Source organism: Formivibrio sp. oc-25 (assembly GCF_055810895.1).
Genome location: NZ_JBVVOL010000001.1, coordinates 195,469 through 211,630 on the forward strand (window position 1 = coordinate 195,469; position 16,162 = coordinate 211,630).

The 16,162-nt window shown below is 57.8% G+C and carries 17 protein-coding genes; 5 read left to right on the forward strand and 12 right to left on the reverse strand.

Features of this window, described 5'->3' with window-relative positions; genetic code table 11:
- The first annotated feature begins 6 nt into the window (after positions 1-6).
- Positions 7-591, forward strand: a complete 585-nt coding sequence (locus AC0KVQ_RS01045; protein ID WP_473419240.1) for a tetratricopeptide repeat protein — start codon at positions 7-9, stop codon at positions 589-591.
- Positions 592-684: 93 nt separating this feature from the next.
- Here AC0KVQ_RS01045 and AC0KVQ_RS01050 read toward each other — a convergent pair whose 3' ends face one another.
- Both AC0KVQ_RS01050 and garD read right to left on the reverse strand, forming a co-directional pair.
- Entirely contained in the window at positions 685-1,800 is a 1,116-nt protein-coding gene (locus tag AC0KVQ_RS01050) for an SMP-30/gluconolactonase/LRE family protein (RefSeq protein WP_473419241.1), read from the reverse strand.
- 265 nt (positions 1,801-2,065) lie between these two features.
- Positions 2,066-3,628, reverse strand: coding sequence for a galactarate dehydratase (garD, locus tag AC0KVQ_RS01055; RefSeq protein ID WP_473419242.1), 1,563 nt, complete (start codon positions 3,626-3,628; stop codon positions 2,066-2,068).
- A 419-nt stretch (positions 3,629-4,047) separates the two neighbouring features.
- Here garD and AC0KVQ_RS01060 point away from each other — a divergent pair, with 419 nt between their 5' ends.
- The 3 genes from AC0KVQ_RS01060 to AC0KVQ_RS01070 all read left to right on the forward strand — a co-directional run bounded on the left by AC0KVQ_RS01060 (position 4,048) and on the right by AC0KVQ_RS01070 (position 6,317).
- Positions 4,048-5,067: a LacI family DNA-binding transcriptional regulator gene (locus tag AC0KVQ_RS01060; protein WP_473419243.1), complete on the forward strand. Its 1,020-nt coding sequence runs from the start codon at positions 4,048-4,050 to the stop codon at positions 5,065-5,067.
- A gap of 209 nt (positions 5,068-5,276) precedes the next feature.
- Positions 5,277-5,543, forward strand: coding sequence for a hypothetical protein (locus AC0KVQ_RS01065; RefSeq protein ID WP_473419244.1), 267 nt, complete (start codon positions 5,277-5,279; stop codon positions 5,541-5,543).
- 33 nt (positions 5,544-5,576) lie between these two features.
- A complete protein-coding gene (locus tag AC0KVQ_RS01070) occupies positions 5,577-6,317 on the forward strand; it encodes a FadR/GntR family transcriptional regulator (RefSeq protein WP_473419245.1) in 741 nt (246 codons plus the stop codon).
- A gap of 71 nt (positions 6,318-6,388) precedes the next feature.
- On the opposite strand, the gene AC0KVQ_RS01075 is transcribed toward AC0KVQ_RS01070, so the two are convergent.
- The 9 genes from AC0KVQ_RS01075 to AC0KVQ_RS01115 form a co-directional block, all read right to left on the reverse strand.
- Positions 6,389-7,435, reverse strand: coding sequence for a LacI family DNA-binding transcriptional regulator (locus AC0KVQ_RS01075; RefSeq protein ID WP_473419246.1), 1,047 nt, complete (start codon positions 7,433-7,435; stop codon positions 6,389-6,391).
- A gap of 107 nt (positions 7,436-7,542) precedes the next feature.
- Positions 7,543-8,508, reverse strand: coding sequence for an AEC family transporter (locus AC0KVQ_RS01080; RefSeq protein ID WP_473419247.1), 966 nt, complete (start codon positions 8,506-8,508; stop codon positions 7,543-7,545).
- Between the two features lie 68 nt (positions 8,509-8,576).
- The gene (gene mgrA, locus AC0KVQ_RS01085; protein WP_473419248.1) at positions 8,577-9,617 is read right to left on the reverse strand and encodes an L-glyceraldehyde 3-phosphate reductase; all 1,041 of its coding nucleotides are present in this window, start codon (positions 9,615-9,617) and stop codon (positions 8,577-8,579) included.
- Positions 9,618-9,771: 154 nt separating this feature from the next.
- The gene (locus tag AC0KVQ_RS01090; RefSeq protein WP_473419249.1) at positions 9,772-11,058 is read right to left on the reverse strand and encodes a hypothetical protein; all 1,287 of its coding nucleotides are present in this window, start codon (positions 11,056-11,058) and stop codon (positions 9,772-9,774) included.
- 128 nt (positions 11,059-11,186) lie between these two features.
- Positions 11,187-11,927 carry an outer membrane lipoprotein-sorting protein gene (locus AC0KVQ_RS01095; RefSeq protein WP_473419250.1) on the reverse strand — a complete coding sequence of 247 codons (741 nt, stop codon included), beginning with the start codon at positions 11,925-11,927 and terminating at the stop codon, positions 11,187-11,189.
- A gap of 15 nt (positions 11,928-11,942) precedes the next feature.
- Complete coding sequence (locus AC0KVQ_RS01100) at positions 11,943-13,187, reverse strand: ABC transporter permease (RefSeq protein ID WP_473419251.1); 1,245 nt, start codon at positions 13,185-13,187, stop codon at positions 11,943-11,945.
- The gene (locus tag AC0KVQ_RS01105; RefSeq protein WP_473419252.1) at positions 13,184-13,873 is read right to left on the reverse strand and encodes an ABC transporter ATP-binding protein; all 690 of its coding nucleotides are present in this window, start codon (positions 13,871-13,873) and stop codon (positions 13,184-13,186) included. Before AC0KVQ_RS01105 ends, AC0KVQ_RS01100 begins: the two co-directional genes overlap by 4 nt.
- A 64-nt stretch (positions 13,874-13,937) precedes the next feature.
- On the reverse strand, positions 13,938-14,642 hold the full coding sequence (locus AC0KVQ_RS01110; protein WP_473419253.1) for a hypothetical protein: 705 nt from the start codon (positions 14,640-14,642) through the stop codon (positions 13,938-13,940).
- 182 nt (positions 14,643-14,824) lie between these two features.
- A complete protein-coding gene (locus AC0KVQ_RS01115; RefSeq protein ID WP_473419254.1) occupies positions 14,825-15,277 on the reverse strand; it encodes a NifB/NifX family molybdenum-iron cluster-binding protein in 453 nt (150 codons plus the stop codon).
- Positions 15,278-15,373: 96 nt separating this feature from the next.
- On the opposite strand from AC0KVQ_RS01115, the gene AC0KVQ_RS01120 reads away from it, so the two are divergent.
- Positions 15,374-15,709: a HesB/IscA family protein gene (locus tag AC0KVQ_RS01120; RefSeq protein WP_473419255.1), complete on the forward strand. Its 336-nt coding sequence runs from the start codon at positions 15,374-15,376 to the stop codon at positions 15,707-15,709.
- Positions 15,710-15,782: 73 nt separating this feature from the next.
- Here the strand turns inward: AC0KVQ_RS01120 and AC0KVQ_RS01125 are convergent, their stop codons facing one another.
- Positions 15,783-16,076 (reverse strand): YciI family protein, encoded by a 294-nt coding sequence (locus AC0KVQ_RS01125; RefSeq protein ID WP_473419256.1) that lies wholly within the window; start codon positions 16,074-16,076, stop codon positions 15,783-15,785.
- Between the last annotated feature and the right edge of the window lie 86 nt (positions 16,077-16,162).

A 16,162-nucleotide genomic window follows, 5' to 3' on the forward strand; every position in this document is an offset into this window, starting at 1 on the left:
TGGAAAATGAAAAGAAATGCAATAAGCAAACTGCTGGCCTGCCTGCTGTTGTCGGTAGCCTGCCAGGCACAGGCTGGATTGAATGAAGGGGTGGTTGCCTATGGCCGTGGCGAGTACACGCAAGCCTTGCAGGAATTCCGTGCCGCTGCCGATGCCGGCGACATCTATGCCCAGTTCAATCTCGGGGTGATGTATGCCCTGGGACAGGGGGTGAAGCAGGATCAGACAACAGCCATCGGTTGGTATCGCAAGGCGGCCGACAAGGGTTTGCCCTGGGCGCAGTTCAATCTGGGGCAGGCCTATGAAGAAGCGTATGGCGTCGAGCGCGATGAAGTGGCTGCAGTCAATTGGTATCGCAAAGCGGCCGAACAGGATTTTCCGCGCGCGCAGTTCAATCTGGGCTTGATGTATGCACGCGGGCAGGGGGTCAAACCCGATGTGGTGCAGGCGTATAAATGGTTCCACCTGGCTGAATTGAATCGCGAGCCGTATGCCGAGCGCAATCGCGCCAATGCCGAGAAAAAGATGACCCCCGCCCAGATCGAGGCAGCCATGAACCTCGCAAGGGAATGGCAGCCGCGCAAGAAATAATCGGAGCAGTTATGAAAATAAAACGGCCTGCTGCATGTGTGCAACAGGCCGTTTTCATGGGTGTGTCATGCAGAAAATATCAGGTGCAGTTATTTATACTGCTCCGTGTGTTTCCACATACAGCGCGTAGAGCGAGTGGCAGCTGGCCATGTACAGGCGGTTATTCTTGGGGCCGCCAAAACACAGATTGGCGCAACGCTCCGGCAGCTTGATAAAGCCGATGGCCTTGCCTTGCGGGTTGAATACCATCACGCCATCCAGATCTTCCGATTTGCCCTTGAGTTCGAACACCTTGCGGCCGTTGACGTCGACCGGTTCGGATTGCAGTGCGCCGTTGCTGCCGTAACCGCACCACAGATTGCCATCGCGGTCGACCTTGAAACCATCCAGCGCACCATAGTCGGCGGCATCGATCACCTTGGTCTTGTTGGCGACGGTGCCATCGGCATTCACGTCGTAGCTCCAGATGCTGCGGTTGGGGGTGCCTTTCCATTCCACGACATACAGTTTTTTTTCATCGGGTGAGAACGCTAGTCCGTTCGGGTTGACCAGATCGGTGATCACGGCGGTGAGCTTGCCATCCTTGCCGATGCGATAGACGTTGGTGGTTTCCTGCTCCGGTTTGGCCTTGAAGCCTTCCCATTCGCCATTGATGCCAAACAGCGGATCGGTGAACCAGATGGTGTCATCGGATTTGACGACGATATCGTTGGGTGCATTCAGCTTTTTGCCGTTGTAATTGTCGGCCAGAACGGTGATTTTCCCGTTCTTTTCTGTGCGGGTAACACGGCGCGTGACCGAGTGCTCGCAGGTGATCAGGCGTCCCTGACGATCGCGCACGTTGCCGTTGGACCAATTGGCTGGATCGCGGAAGACGGTAAAGCTTCCATCCTTTTCGCTGTATTTCATGATGCGGTTGTTCGGGATATCGCTCATCAGCACATAGCCGCCGTTTTCCGGGAAGTAGGCCGGGCCTTCTGCCCAGCGCATGCCGGTGGCGAGCTTTTCCACGCTGCTGCTATAGATGCGGTATTTGGCAAAGCTTGGGTCCAGAATGAATACAGCCGGATCCGGGTAACGCTGATTGAGGATGGTGCCGAATTGTTTACCGGCAAAAGCTACGCTGGACGCAGCCGCCGCCATGCTGCCCAGCAGGATGTTGCGACGGATAGGATTGGCCAGTGTGGATTTTGTGGTTTTTGCAGACATTTACTCCTCCTTTTGAAAGGTATCGACTGGGATGCCAATTCAAAGTTACGCCTGCCCTATGGGGTTGTTGATGTGCGATTGACCTGAAATGGGGTGTTAATGACGTTGAATTTCATTGTCTTGCATATTGAGATTGGCAGGGGTAATTAAATTACAATTAATATAAGTAATATCTAAAAATAAAATTACATCTTATGAATGAAAAGCCCCGCAGTAGAGAAACTCCAGTGCGGGGCTTGGTTTTGTTGATACGACGTAAGTTTTATCAGGTCACCGGTGCCGGGTTGAAGACCGCCAGCGAGTTGAACAGCCCCCATTGGTCGGCCCAGGTCTTTTTGCGGCCGCTGGCCACATCCAGAATCAGGTTGAAAATCTTCCAGCCCACTTGTTCGATCGTTTCTTCGCCGGTGGCGATGGTGCCGGCATCGACTTCCATCAGGTCATGCCAGCGTGCGGCCAGATCGCGGCGGGTGGCGACCTTGATCACCGGTGCGGCTTCCAGACCGTACGGTGTGCCACGACCGGTGGTGAAGACCTGGATGGTCATGCCCGAAGCCAGTTGCTGGGTACCGCAGACGAAATCGCTGGCCGGCGTGGCGGCGTAGGTCAGGCCCTTCTTGCGGATTTTCTCTCCGGGCGAAATCACATCCACAATCGCGCTGGTGCCTGATTTGGCGATCGAACCCATTGCCTTTTCCACGATGTTGGCCAGACCGCCCTTCTTGTTGCCGGGCGTGGTGTTGGCCGCGCGGTTGGTCTGACCGCGATCCAGGTAGTCGTCGTACCAGGCCATTTCGCGCAGCAGGGCTTTTCCGACTTCTTCATCGGCACAGCGCGGCGTGAGCAGATGGATGGCATCGCGCACTTCAGTTACTTCCGAGAACATGACCGAGGCACCGGCACGCACCAGCAGGTCGGCGGCATAGCCGACGGCCGGGTTGGCGGTGACACCGGAGAACGCATCGCTGCCACCGCACTGCAGGCCGACGATCAGGTCGGAGGCCGGACAGGTCTCGCGCTTGCGCTGGTTGAGCTTGGCCAGATGCACTTCGGCCTGCTTCATGATGGCTTCGACCATCGGCATGAAACCGACGAATTTTTCATCCTGCAGGCAGATCACGTCATCGCTGACCACCTTGATCGGGATGCCGCCCTCGTTCAGCAGGCGATCCGGCGGAAGTTTTTCGCAGCCCAGGCTGATGACCATCACTTCATTGCCGAAGTTCGGGTTCAGCGCCAGATTGTGGATGGTGCGAATCGGTACCACGGCGGCTGGCGCATTGATGGCCACGCCACAACCGTAGATATGGTTCAGGCCAACGATGCCATCCACATTGGGGTATTTGGGCAGGATTTCTGCCTTGAGGCGTTTGACCACGAAATCGACCACGCCAGCGACACATTGCACGGTCTGGGTGATGGCCAGCATGTTCTTGGTGCCAACCGTGCCGTCGGCGTTGCGGTAGCCCTCGAACGTGTAGCCTTCCAGCGGTGGCAGTGAAGCCGGCACCTTGTTGGCCAGCGGCAGGGTTTCCAGTGGCGGCGCATCGGGCAGGCGTACCAGCGATTCTTCGATCCAACTGCCTTGTTCAATGTTCTTTTCGGCATAGCCGATGACTTCGCCGTAACGGATGATGGCTTCACCCTCGGCGATCGGTTGCAGCGATACCTTGTGGCCTTGTGGAACGTGTTCCTTCAGAACCAGGCCGCAGGGAAAAATACTGCCGGCGGGCAGGCCGTTGGAATTGACGATGATCGCGACATTGTCGCTGTCGTGCACTTTGATGTAGAGCGGCTTCGTTGCGGCCGAAGCAGGGAGACTGGACATTTTGTTTCTCTCCTCCAGTGTTGAATGAAATGTTTCCGGATGGATTTTGCTCTGCCCGGCGGATGTTGCCGTATGTGCAGATGCCTTATTATCATGCGGTATGGTTGCGCAATCATTTTATGGCATCAGCACAAGTCAAATCGGGGCAATATCTGTCCTCTCCAGCGCCAGCTTCGCCTTTCCAACCAAAGACCCCCATGGCTTTCAGTATGAAAATCAGCGCGAAACTGGCTGCCCGTCTGCGATATTACCCAAACGGACACTGGCAGATATTGCTGATGGCAACTATATTCCTGATAAAATGGTTGCGCAATCATTTTTGGATGTTGGGCTCGCTGATATCCTGGAGTGCATGTGCGCAACCAGACTCTCGTGGTGATTGATAATTTATGCCGACTTCCCAATCCAGCAAAAAAAGCATGTCAACAGCCAAGAGTGGTGGCAACTGGCCTAACAGTGTCACACTCAAGGATGTTGCAAAGGTGGCAGGTCTTTCGCCGATCACCGTATCGCGTGCCCTGAACAACCCGGAGCTGGTGCGGCCGGAGACTGTTGCCAAAGTGCGCGAAGCGGTCGAGCGGACCGGCTATATCCCGAATGCCCTGGCAGGGGGGCTGGCTTCGCGCCGCAGCAAACTGGTGGCGGCGATCGTGCCGCAACTCTACAACGCCATGTTTGCCGATACCGTGCAGGGCATGGGTGACGAATTGGCCGCGCATGGCTACCAGTTGCTATTGAGTTTTTCCAACTACTCGGCCGATCGCGAAGATGAACTGGTATCAGCCATCCTGAGCCGGCGCCCGGACGGCATCATCCTGACCGGTATCAACCACACCCAGACATTGCGCAAGAAACTGCTGTCCGCTTCGATTCCGGTGGTGGAGACCTGGGATCTGACACCGACGCCGATCGATATGCTGGTTGGTTTTTCACATGAAAAAATCGGCAATGAAATCGGCCGCTACCTGCTGGAGAAGGGCTATCGCCGCTTTGGCCTGGTAAGTGCCGATGATCAGCGTGCGCGGGTGCGAAACCAGGGGGTACTGGATGTGCTGCATCAGCGCGGTATCCATGAAGTGGCGCAATGCATGCTGCCGACGCCAACCACGCTGGCATCCGGTCGGCGTGGCTTGCAGGAGCTGCTCGATACCGGCAAGGAATTCGATGTGGTGGTGTGCAGCTCGGATTTGCTGGCGCAGGGTGTGATGACCGAAGCGATCAGGCGCGGTCTGGATGTACCCGCCAGGCTGGCGGTAATGGGATTTGGCGATTTCGAGTTTTCCGAACACCTTTTCCCGGCACTATCCACCGTGCATGTCGACAAGCGCAAGCTCGGGGAGCTGGCTGCCAGCGCCTTGCTGGCCCGCATCGAAGGCCGGCCGTCGGCAGCATCGGTGGTTGATGTCGGTTTCACGCTTATCGAGCGCGCCACGACCTGATCCCTGCAGGGTCTCGGCATGCTCACGCACCTTCGCTCAGCGCCGACGCGTATCTGATTGACCCATAAAAAAGTCCCGGTTTCCTGTTGATTTGTTGGGCGTGTGCCCATGTTCGACCCTGGCCGTGCTTGGCCACAATGCGTCAAAGGCCGGGGCTGGTAATGCCCTGTGCATGGATGCGGATGAGTCAGGTCGGGCAAAGGTGAGCAATGGAAGTGTTTTACGCAGAAACGGGTATGGGATGTTGTATTCGCGAGGCCAGGGATATGGATTCTGCGCGGGCGATCATCCTGACCGAAGTCGGACTCTATAACGGCATTCATGTGCTGCGCAAAGCCACCGAAACCGATATCGACTGGGTGTTTCGCAAGGGAGGGCAGATTCCCGAGCGCTTGCTTGCGAAAAAACGGCTGGAAAAAGCCTACCGCGACAGCCAGGCGATCTGCTCGCCGGCCATCCTCGCTGCCACCAGATAATCGTCGTTTTTTTGCATGTCAGGGTTGAATGCCATGTCGCTGGAAGTTGTTGATACTACAAGAGTTTATCGAAAGGTTGCCGGAGAGATAGTGCGGCGTATCGACTCCGGGCATTACCAGCCGGGCGAGCGCTTGCCGGCAGAGCGTGTACTGGCGGAATTGTTCAAGGTCAGTCGTGCCTCGATCCGCGAGGCCCTGATCGTGCTGGAAACCGAGGATCGCATCGAAATCCGCGGAGGCTCGGGGGTCTACGTGCGCGAGCCGCGCCAGCCGGCAACCGTGAGTGTGCTTGCCTGCAATACACCTGCGCCGGGCGCATTCGAGGTTTTTCAGGGGCGCGACCTGATCGAGCCGGAAGTGGCGGCGCTGGCGGCCAAGAATGCGCAGAGCGTGCACCTGGAAAGAATGCAGAGTGCGCTGGCCAAAATGATCTGCTGTGCGGCGGATGATCCGGCGCATCTGGTGTTCGATCGGCAGTTCCATCTGTGCCTGGCCGAAGCCAGCGGCAACAGTGCCTTGTATCTGGCAACGGAAACCCTGTGGGGGTTTCGTACCGCCCCGGACTATACCGCCCTGCAGGATCTGCCGCAGTCATTCCCGGAATGGCAGGCTTCGATCATGGAACACCGTGAGATATTTGTGGCCGTGAAGAGCCGCGATGCCGATCTGGCCAGAATCACCATGCAAAATCACCTCAAGCGGGCCAAGAAACGCCTGTCTGCTGCCCGTATCGCCAGCAATGCGCCATGCTCCCCCATGGCGGCCAATGCCTGATCTGCTGGAGATAGCCTTTCCGCACGCTTTCCGTGCGAAGGTTTTGGCTGGGCAGTCGTCAGAACAGGTTTTCAGGCGGATGGATTGCGCACCGATTCCCGTCGTACCAGTTGCGGCTCGAAAATGAAGTCTTCCGTGGGGAGCGCCGGGTTGGCCAATCTGGCCATCAGGCGGGTAACCATGACCCTGGCCATCTCGCGGAAGGGCGGTTGTACCGAGGTCAGCGCGGGGCTGACCAGTGCGGCCAGCGGGATATCATCAATGCCGATCACCGAAATATCCTCGGGCACGCGCAGCGCACACTGGCGCAAGCCGGCCATCAGGCCGATGGCAACCATATCGTTGATGGCAACCACTCCATCCGGACGGGCGGGCATGGCGGCAATTTCCTTGGCCAGCTGAATTCCCAATTCGGCCAGTTCTGCATCTCCATAGGCCGTCTTGGCCCGACCTTCGATCACCTGTGCCTGCGTAGCCAAGCCGGCTTCCCGGGCGGCTGCCAGAAATCCTTCGATCTTGTCGCGCCGGCTGATGGTCCTGCCGCTGGCCGTGGCAAAGGCAATGCGCTGGCAGCCGGATGCCAGCAGGTGGCAGGCCGCCATGTGGCCGGCCTCTACGTTGTCCATATAGATATTGTCGGCAGCGGGCTTGTCCGTGCTGCCTTCCAGTGTACGGCAATCGTAGTTGACCAATGTCAGCCCGCGCTGGGTGGCTTCCTGAAAGTGGCTCTGTTCTGCCAGTGACGACACTACGATCACGCCCTTCACCCCGTGCGAAAGCAGATCGTCCAGAAACAGTTTTTCTTCTTCCTGTTGCCGGTAAGTGTTTCCAAGCAGGATTCGGTAACCATATTCCTTTTTGGCGATGGTCTCGATTTCCTGCGCCAGCACGGCGTACATGGGGTTGGTGATCGATGGAACCAGCAGGCCCAGCACCGGCGCGTGACCGGTTTTCAGTTGCCGTGCGGCAGCACTCGGGCGGTAATTGAGAATTTCAATGGCCTGCAGGATGCGCTCGAGCGTTTCCTTGCGCATGCGGTCGGTGCGACCGTTCAGGGCGTTGGAGATGGTGCTGACCGAAACACCTGCATGCCTTGCAACATCTTGGATGGTAGCCACGTGAAGCCTTTTACCCGGATCGGGATGCACAAAACTACGGAATTATAAATTTTTTGCGTACCGCGCTGTGCAAAACGTGGCAACTGCTCCTCGCCGCAGGAACAGGATCAGGCAGCGAAGCCGGCAAAATGGGTCACGCCCCAGATGGCGGCGCTCAGGGTAAAGAAGGAAATAAGGGTGGCGCCCAGCGAAGCGGCGGCTGCAATATTTTCCAGACCATAGCGCTGCGCCAGGATCGGGTAGATGCCCATCATCGGCATGGCGGCAGACAGCAGGGCTGCCAGTTGCAGCGTCTTATCCTGCGAGGGCAGGCCAATCTGCAAGCCGAACCACAGGCACAGCCCGACGGCGAGTGGATGCAGCAGCAGCTTGCCGGCAATGATCGGGCTGATTTTCCGCGCCAGCCCTTGCAGCGAAAGGCCTGTGAGCGTGCCGCCGATCACGAACAGCGAGATTGCGCTGCTGGCCTGTGCAAACAACGTGGTCGTGCGCGTCAGTGGTTCAGGCAATTTAAAACTGAAGAGCGATACCAGCATGCCAGCCATCAGCGCGATCACCAACGGATTCGTGATCAGCCGCTTGAAACACTGCGCCAAGGTGCGATACCACGGCTGGTTGCCGTTCTGGCCATGTTCGGCCAAAACCAGCAACAAGGGCAGGATCAGGATGTTTTCAATGACGACATTGAGGGCCAGTGCCGTGGCGGCGACGCTGGGCAGGGTCAGCAGCAGGATTGGAAAACCGACGTAGCCGCTGTTTGCACAGGACATGCCCATGGCATTCAGCGTACTGGCGGCAAAACTTTCCCGTTGCAGCGTGCGTGACCAGAAAAAGCCGAATCCCAGTACCAGTAGCGAGCCGGCGGCATAGGCGAACAGGTAGGCGGGGTGAAGGATATCGTGCAGATCACGGCTGGCGATGGCTCCGAAAATCATGCAGGGCAGCGCCAGATTCAGCACGAATCGGCCGAGGACTTGCATGTCGGCCTTGGCAAACAGATCAAGGCGTACGGCCAGATAGCCGGCAGCAATGGTCAGGTAGATCGGGCCGGTAATGGCCAGAATGTCGAGCATGGCAATTTCGGTGTATATGGGAGTTGCGGGAAAGGGCAAGCAGGCGACTGCCTGCCCTATGTGCGAGTCTAGCCTGCCGTGCTGGACGCTGCCCAGATATTCAATCCGGCATCGCTGGCCCATTGGTCGATCTCGGCCAGTTCTTCCGCCGAAAATGAAAGATTGGACAATGCTGCGACATTTTCTTCCAGTTGGCTGATACGGCTGGCGCCAATCAGGGCAGATGTCACACGCGGATCACGCAAGACCCAGGCTAGTGCCATCTGGGCAAGCGTCTGGCCGCGGCGTTCGGCAATGTCGGCCAGTTTGCGGATCTTGTCCAGTGTCGCTTCTTCCAGGAAGTTCTCGCGGAAGGACGGCGCACCCTTGGCCTTGCGCGAATCGGCCGGAATGCCGCCGAGATATTTGCCGGTTAGCAGTCCTTGTGCCAGCGGGGAAAAAACGATGCAGCCGATACCTTCATCCTCAATCGCACCGAACAAGTCGGCCTCAACCCAGCGATTGAGCATGGAGTAGGAAGGCTGGTGAATCACGCACGGTACGCCCATTGCTTTCAACAGGGCCGATGCTTCACGGGTTTTGGTGGCGGAATAGGACGAAATGCCGGCGTAGAGCGCCTTGCCCTGTTTTACCGCACTGGCCAGTGCGCCCATGGTTTCTTCCAGCGGCGTTTCCGGATCGAAACGGTGCGAATAGAAAATATCGACATAATCAAGCTGCATGCGCTTGAGACTTTGATCCAGGCTGGCCAGCAGGTACTTGCGCGAACCATCGACACCATACGGGCCAGGCCACATGCGATAACCTGCCTTGGTCGAAATGATCAGTTCGTCGCGATAAGCCGCCAGATCGCCCGTGATGACCTGGCCAAAAAAGGTTTCGGCAGCGCCGGGTGGCGGACCATAGTTGTTGGCCAGATCGAAATGGGTGATGCCGAGGTCAAAGGCGCGCAACAACAGGTTACGGGCATTGGCCGGGTCGGCGTTCTGGCCGAAGTTTTGCCACAGGCCGAGCGAGAGCAGGGGCAATTGCAGGCCACTGCGCCCGAGTCGGCGATAAGGCATGGCATCGTAGCGCTGTTGATCGGGTGTCCACACGGTGCTTTCCATACATGACCTCTACGAAAACGGTTAACGAATGGTGTGTCTGCCGGCGCTGACCGCGCCGGTTCGCTCTTCGCAAAGGTAACAGATATGGGCTGATCGATGTCGAGGCAATGGCCGGTTGTTGGGGGAGCGGAATGTGATGGTTCAAGCGGCATTTTCAGAAAAAATAGCGCGCATAAACCTCGAAGCGCTGGCCAGAGAGTTTCTCGCCAAAATCCGTATGGCGCTGCTTGCTCAGGAAAATGGCGCGCGCACGGATTTCCATATTGGTGAAGCCGGTATAGCTGATCTCGGGCGTGATCTGGAAGCTGCCATCGTTCAGGTTCACCATCGTGGTCAGCGCGGTGGTGGTGTATAGCCAGTCGAAAGGCTCGCTCACGCTGGCGCGCAGATAGAGGTAATCACGACCGGGGTTGGAGCGCGCATAACCGGATTGCGCCAGATTCTTGGCCTTGGTGAACAGCGAAGATGAAGTACCCGCCGCTACTGCGGTGTCGGCAAAGTTGTAGTAATCGTCCAGTTGCGAAGCGCTGTAGCCGTTGCCATTACGGTAGTACTCGGCGATCCAGGTCACTTCGCTCTCGGTCAGGTAGCGCAGGCCCAGCAGGAAGCTGTTGATGTTTTCGCGCTGACTTGTGACCTTGCCGCTGGCATCCACATGGCTGCGCGTGACATCGGCCATGCGCGCCCATTCGCCATGAATTTCCAGATTGGTGCCCAGATTGCGCGAGAAATCCACACCGAAGCTTTGCGGCTTGGAACCCTTGCCCAGCCACATCACATCGATATCGGTATCCCAGGCCAGCATGTAGAGCTTGGCAGCGGGGTTGGTGTGGTCGGTTTTGCCGAAATCGCTGTTGATCTTGTCCTTGGCCGGCACAATCAGCGAAGTGAAACCGACCGTGCTGATGGGGCCATCCAGGCTGCGGGTCCAGTCCATGCTGGCCATGGTATAGCCCTCGCGCGCGGCTTGCGGATCGGATGGATCCTTGGCGCGCTCGACAATGCCGACCGGGCTCCAGGCATAGCCCTTGCCCCAGCGCATCACGCGTTTGCCGGCATCGAACGACAAGCCCTGCTGCGGGCTCCAGCGCAGGCCGCCTTCCATGACCTTGTCGTATTCACGATCGATCTCGAACGCATCCTTGGCGTACAGCGCGCGCATGCGCACATCGGCTACGACCTGATCCAGATTCAGCTTGCCGGTCAGCTCCAGCGTGCCGGTGCTGCGCCCTAGCCAGTCACGCTTGCCCTCATCAGGGTAGGTCAGCGAGTAGGCAGAGCGGTCCGGGCGCAGGTTCAGCGCTTCCTGCTTGGCTTCGAAATAACCGCCGAATTCAAAGGTTTTCTTTTCGAACTCGCTGGCGTCAAAGGTGAATTCCTCTGCCGCAGCGGGCAGAGCGGCTGCCAGCAGCAGAGTTATTAATCCGATCCTGAAGTCCATTGGATTCCTCATGCAAAAAACATGAAGTTGCAGGTCGGGTTTTAACCCGACAGCAGGCATCAATGTCGGAATGAATTCCGACCTACAGCATCACCAGTCGTCGGGTTAATGATGCGGTTGCCTGGTTTTCATTTGCGCAATTCCTCCATGCGCGACATGAAGCCTTGCGTGAATACTTCGTCCGGCACGTCACGCTTTTTCAGGCCGGAATAGAGCATGATCGACTGGTATCCCTTGTAGAGCGGGCTGTCGGTTTCGACCGTGGCCGGGCGCTTGATGCCGCCGCCAAAGTCTTTTACATCCTTGAAGTGCAGTGTCTTGATCAGCATGCCGCTGGCCGCAAACGCCTCGATTTCCAGTGGCAGCATCAGTTTCTTGTCGACCTTCATCTTGAGCTTGTCGTAGGCCACGTTGCCGGTCTTGGCTTTCAGCGTGAGTAGATAGGTGTCGCCCTGTTCCTCGATGGATTCGACGTTGTATTCCTCGCTGTAATCCACGCGCATGATGTCGGCGTTGTTGAAAATGCCGCCCGTGACCGATTGCAGGCTGGTGATGCGCACCGGCTTGCCGACGTTGGGGATATAGAGCCACATGTTTTCGCCCTGACGCAGCGTGCTGCGCCCCTTGTCGCTGGCGGGCGAGAGGAACAGCGTGGCGACCTTGTCGCGGCCCTTTTTGACCGTGTAGACGATGAATTCCTTCCTGGCGCCGCTGGGTTCGATATTGATCAGCTTGCGGTAGGATTCATACGATTCCGGCTCCAGATTGCGGTCTACCTTTTCCAGGATGGCCTTGCCATCAAGCGCGGCCTGGGCGGCGAGAGGCAGCAGCAAGGCCGCAGCCAGCAACAGTTTGCGTAACGGGTTCATGATGCGTTTCCTTGTTCAAACGTGGCGAAGTGCCTGAATCGGATCCATGCGCGCGGCACGCCAGGCGGGTTGCAGGCTGGCCAGTGCCGATACCAGCATGGCGGCGATCAGCACCCAGCCCACCTCCACGGCAGAGAGCACCGGCTTGAGCACCACGAAATCGCGCCCGTAGGCAAACGAGACTGGCCAGGTGTGCAGGATCAGGGTCAGGCCGTAGCTGATGGCAATGCCGGCGATGGCGCCGACCAGGCCCAGCAGCAGCCCTTCACCCATGAACATAGCCATGATCTTGCCCGGCTGGGTGCCGATGGCCGACAGCGTGCCGATTTCGCGGATGCGCTCGTAGACTGCCATCAGCATCACGTTCAGTACGCTGACCAGTACGATCGAAACCAGCATGATGCGGATGAACAGCGTCATCAGGTCGATCATCTTGACGATGGTGGCAAACGGCGAGAGTTGCTCCCAGGTATGCAGTTCGGTGACCGGCTTGTCTTCCTTGTTCTTGATTTCGCCCAGCGTGGTGGCCAGCCGCTCCTGTACTTCAGGCATCAGATCGAGATTTTTCAGGCGCACGGCGATTTCCATGACTTCCGGCTTTTCCATGCGCAAGAGTTCGCGCGCGTCCGCTTCGTGGATATAACCATCGCGCCCGCCCGGCCCGGTGACCTGTTCCAGGATGCCGCTGACGACGAAATTCTTGCCGTTGACCGAGCCTGCGGCGTTGGTGGCGACCAGCACCACGGTATCGCCCACTTTCACCTTCATGCCGCGTGCCAGCAGCACCGGCACCAGGATGTGGCCAGGCTCGACCAGTGCGCCATCCTTCTTGCCTTCGGAGATACGGCTGCGCAGCGCCGGCACGGTGGCATCCTCGGTGACCGGATCGATGCCGTTGAGCCGGATGCTGGTGTTCTCGGTGAAGTTGCTGAACATCGCGCCGAGCTTGATGCGCTTGGAGTAGGCGGTGACACTCGGTTCGGCCTTGAGCACGTCCTCGATCTTGGCAATCGCCCCGCTTTGCAGGTTTTGCGTCAGCGGCAGGTTTTCGATGGCGGCGGTATAGCCTTTCTTGTGCACCTGCAGGTGCGCGAGCATGCTGTCGGTAATGTTGCCGACCATGTATTGCTTGAACGAAGTCGCGGCGGAAACGAACAGCAGCAGCGCCACCACGCCGAACATGATCAGCAATGCGGTCAGCAGGGTACGGCGGCGATAGCGCATCAGGTTGCGTGCGGAGAGCTTGAGGATCGAGATCATGATTGCACTCCTTGCGCAGCCAGCTTGCCGTCTTCGAGCGTGAAGGTGATTTCGGCTTCCTGCATGATTTTCGGATCATGCGTGGAGAAGATGAAGGTGGTGCCGAGCTCGTCGCGCATCTTCTTCATCAGGTCGAGGATGCGGTAGGCGGTGTCGTGGTCGAGGTTGGCAGTCGGTTCGTCGGCCAGCACCAGTTTGGGCGAGGCGACCAGTGCGCGCGCCACCGCCACGCGCTGCTTCTGCCCGCCCGACATCTGATCCGGGCGCTTGTGCATCTGCTCTTTCATGCCTACGGCTTCCAGCATGGCCGTCACACGTTCGCGGCGTTTTTCCGCCGGCCAGCCCTGCAGCATCAAGAGCGGGTATTCGACGTTTTCATACGCGGTGAGCACAGGCACCAGATTGAAATCCTGGAAGATGAAGCCCAGATGCTCGCCGCGAAATGCCGCCGCCTCAGAGCGGCTGAGTCTGGAAATATCGGTGTCATACACGCGCAGCTCGCCGCTGGTCGGGTGGTCCAGGCAGCCAAGCAGGTTCAGGATGGTGGATTTCCCGCTGCCCGAAGGCCCGACAAAGGCGGCAAAGGCGCCTTCGCTGATGCTGAAATCCACGCCTTTCAGCGCGGGGATATCGACATCCCCCATGCGGTAATTCTTGGTAACGGCTTTCGCCTCGATCAGCGGCATGATGCGCACTCCTCTGGGTATTTGTTTTCGTTATACGTAGTGGTTTTCTGTATTGCTCGGCGGATTAGCCAAATTTGAGAAACATCCGGGAATACGGGCCTTTCAGTTTCCCGATGGCTTCCTTCACCCGCGTGGCATCCTGGGCCAGCAGCGCGGTTTGCAGATCGTCGACCGATTGCTTCTGTGCCTTGGCCAATGCCGTGAATTCTTCGTTCTTGAGGTACTCGGCCGGGGCTTCACTCGTGAGTTTCTCGCTCAGGTAAGCGAGTACGCCGACCTGGGCCGTCATTTTTTGCATGCCGTTGGGCTGGGCCAGCAAGGCTTCGCCGTTGTTGAGCAGGTGCTCCATCTCGGCGTGATAGGCATTCATGTGGTCACTGTAGACAATCACCTGGTTGCGGTGCCGCAGGTCGGCCAAAAGATCGCGCACCTTTTCCAGCGTTTCGTGCGCCGCGGTCAACTGGCCCTTGCTGACCTCTGTTGCTGCCTGTTCGTAAACCTTGGCCACCTCGTTCAGCGTGGCTGCAAAGCCCGCATCACGGTCATAGGGGGCCGGCGCCTTTGCGGAAAACTGGCCGACGATTTGAATCCAGCCTTGCTGTGCCTGCTGCATGGCTTGTTGTGCTTCTGCCTGCGAATTGCTGTTGGTCTTGAATAGCGCAGCGCGGTAGGGGGCGTAGGCTTTTTGGGCGGCATCCGTGAACGGGTCGGCGGCAAAACTGGTCGCGCAGGTGAAAGACAACGCGGCAATGACGAGCAGCTTGTTCATGATTGGCTCCTTGAGGGTAATCGGTTTCATTTTCATTTATTACATTACGTATATATGTATATTGTTTGGTCGAAAAATAACTGGATAAACCCAGTTTGGTCCGATTAGCGGTGGATGTGCGGCAGGTATCTGCGCGAATAACGCCGCTGCCACCGGTATGGTTGACAGGCGCTGGCAAAAAATCAGGGGCTGATCCTGGCTGATGATTGGCTGATGTGTGTGGTGTCGGCATGAGCCGGTACAATGTGTCGCGCTTCAATTGATGTTTGGGCCGACTTGCGCCGGCCCTTGAAGCAGATGCTGCGCCGAGCGGGCTGCAGCTGGTTTTCCCGCCAGTGTTGCAGGGCGGCGAACGGTGAGCTTTCCTGAGTCAGGTAGACCGGGATGCCCTGGCTTTGCCAGTACCGCAGTTCGAGGTGGCCGATGGCGCGACAGATTACGGCGCCAAATGTTTGTTTTTGTCGGGCCGGGGTGTAGCAGCGACAGGGACCACGGCATGGCAGGTCGCTGGCAGGGTGGATACTGGTTTCGCCGCTTGTGCTGTCGATCAGCAGGAAATGCGCGGATTCGCCAAAATGATTGGGCATCTGCAGGATTTCGCTGTCGGCATCGAGGATGGAAAAGCAGATTTGCATGATTGGGTTGAGTGTTTTTATTGGCTTATGCTTGCCATTATAATAGCATATGCTACAAATAAGCCGGTATTCCGGTATCGGTAAAATGGAGAGAGCATGGGTATTCGGATGACACCGGCGGCAATTGGCGCTGCCTTGGCAGCACTGCGCGCGCGCGGCAGGGGGATCGGTGTGCGCTTGTGTGTCAGTCTTTCCGGCTGTTCCGGCATGTCCTACTGGCTGGAGTTTGCCGATGAGCTGGCTGACAGCGAAGTGACTTTCAGCATGGAAGGCTTGCGCCTGATTGTGCAGACCAGCCATCTCGTCTACTGCGAAGGGCTGGAGATCGATTATGTGCGCAAGGAAAACGAGGAGGGGTTTGTGGTCAACGGGCCGAATACTTGTCAGGATGCCTGTGAGTGTCCGGATACCGACGGAGCATCGAAATCCTGATAAATCCGCTCTCAGTAGCAAAACGGCTGTCAGCGCCCATACAACGTGACAGCCGTTGCCGGTTTGGCATTGATCAGAGCTGATCCAGCCCGTCTTTGCCCAGTACCGGATTCCACGGCAGCAGTTCATACTGCGCGACGTTGTTCAGCACATAAGGATCATTGTCGCGTACCGCATCCAACGTGCTGTCCACGGCATCGTCGGGTACGCGCAGCAGCAACGCGCCGCCATTGCGAGGGTCCAGCGGGCCGGAGGCAAGCAGCAGCCCCTTTTCCTTCAAAGAGCCAAGATAGGCGCGGTGGGCATCCACGACAGGCAGGACTTGTTCCAGTGGTTTGCGAAAACGGATGATGGCAAGTGCGTACATGCAATAATTCCTCGATGCGGGTCGATGAAAAGACGAGTCCGGATTGTAGGGGATGCCGCCATGAGATGCACTGTGCCGCATGCCAA

What these genes read in the sequence shown, in the direction of transcription:
- AC0KVQ_RS01095 (WP_473419250.1), bottom strand. Translation starts at nt 11,927, where the DNA reads ATGAACCCGTTACGCAAACTGTTGCTGGCTGCGGCCTTGCTGCTGCCT.
- AC0KVQ_RS01120 (WP_473419255.1), top strand. Translation starts at nt 15,374, where the DNA reads ATGGGTATTCGGATGACACCGGCGGCAATTGGCGCTGCCTTGGCAGCA.
- AC0KVQ_RS01110 (WP_473419253.1), bottom strand. Translation starts at nt 14,642, where the DNA reads ATGAACAAGCTGCTCGTCATTGCCGCGTTGTCTTTCACCTGCGCGACC.
- AC0KVQ_RS01045 (WP_473419240.1), top strand. Translation starts at nt 7, where the DNA reads ATGAAAAGAAATGCAATAAGCAAACTGCTGGCCTGCCTGCTGTTGTCG.
- AC0KVQ_RS01125 (WP_473419256.1), bottom strand. Translation starts at nt 16,076, where the DNA reads ATGTACGCACTTGCCATCATCCGTTTTCGCAAACCACTGGAACAAGTC.
- mgrA (WP_473419248.1), bottom strand. Translation starts at nt 9,617, where the DNA reads ATGGAAAGCACCGTGTGGACACCCGATCAACAGCGCTACGATGCCATG.
- AC0KVQ_RS01065 (WP_473419244.1), top strand. Translation starts at nt 5,277, where the DNA reads ATGGAAGTGTTTTACGCAGAAACGGGTATGGGATGTTGTATTCGCGAG.
- AC0KVQ_RS01050 (WP_473419241.1), bottom strand. Translation starts at nt 1,800, where the DNA reads ATGTCTGCAAAAACCACAAAATCCACACTGGCCAATCCTATCCGTCGC.
- AC0KVQ_RS01100 (WP_473419251.1), bottom strand. Translation starts at nt 13,187, where the DNA reads ATGATCTCGATCCTCAAGCTCTCCGCACGCAACCTGATGCGCTATCGC.
- AC0KVQ_RS01090 (WP_473419249.1), bottom strand. Translation starts at nt 11,058, where the DNA reads ATGGACTTCAGGATCGGATTAATAACTCTGCTGCTGGCAGCCGCTCTG.
- AC0KVQ_RS01070 (WP_473419245.1), top strand. Translation starts at nt 5,577, where the DNA reads ATGTCGCTGGAAGTTGTTGATACTACAAGAGTTTATCGAAAGGTTGCC.
- AC0KVQ_RS01080 (WP_473419247.1), bottom strand. Translation starts at nt 8,508, where the DNA reads ATGCTCGACATTCTGGCCATTACCGGCCCGATCTACCTGACCATTGCT.
- AC0KVQ_RS01105 (WP_473419252.1), bottom strand. Translation starts at nt 13,873, where the DNA reads ATGCCGCTGATCGAGGCGAAAGCCGTTACCAAGAATTACCGCATGGGG.
- garD (WP_473419242.1), bottom strand. Translation starts at nt 3,628, where the DNA reads ATGTCCAGTCTCCCTGCTTCGGCCGCAACGAAGCCGCTCTACATCAAA.
- AC0KVQ_RS01060 (WP_473419243.1), top strand. Translation starts at nt 4,048, where the DNA reads ATGTCAACAGCCAAGAGTGGTGGCAACTGGCCTAACAGTGTCACACTC.
- AC0KVQ_RS01115 (WP_473419254.1), bottom strand. Translation starts at nt 15,277, where the DNA reads ATGCAAATCTGCTTTTCCATCCTCGATGCCGACAGCGAAATCCTGCAG.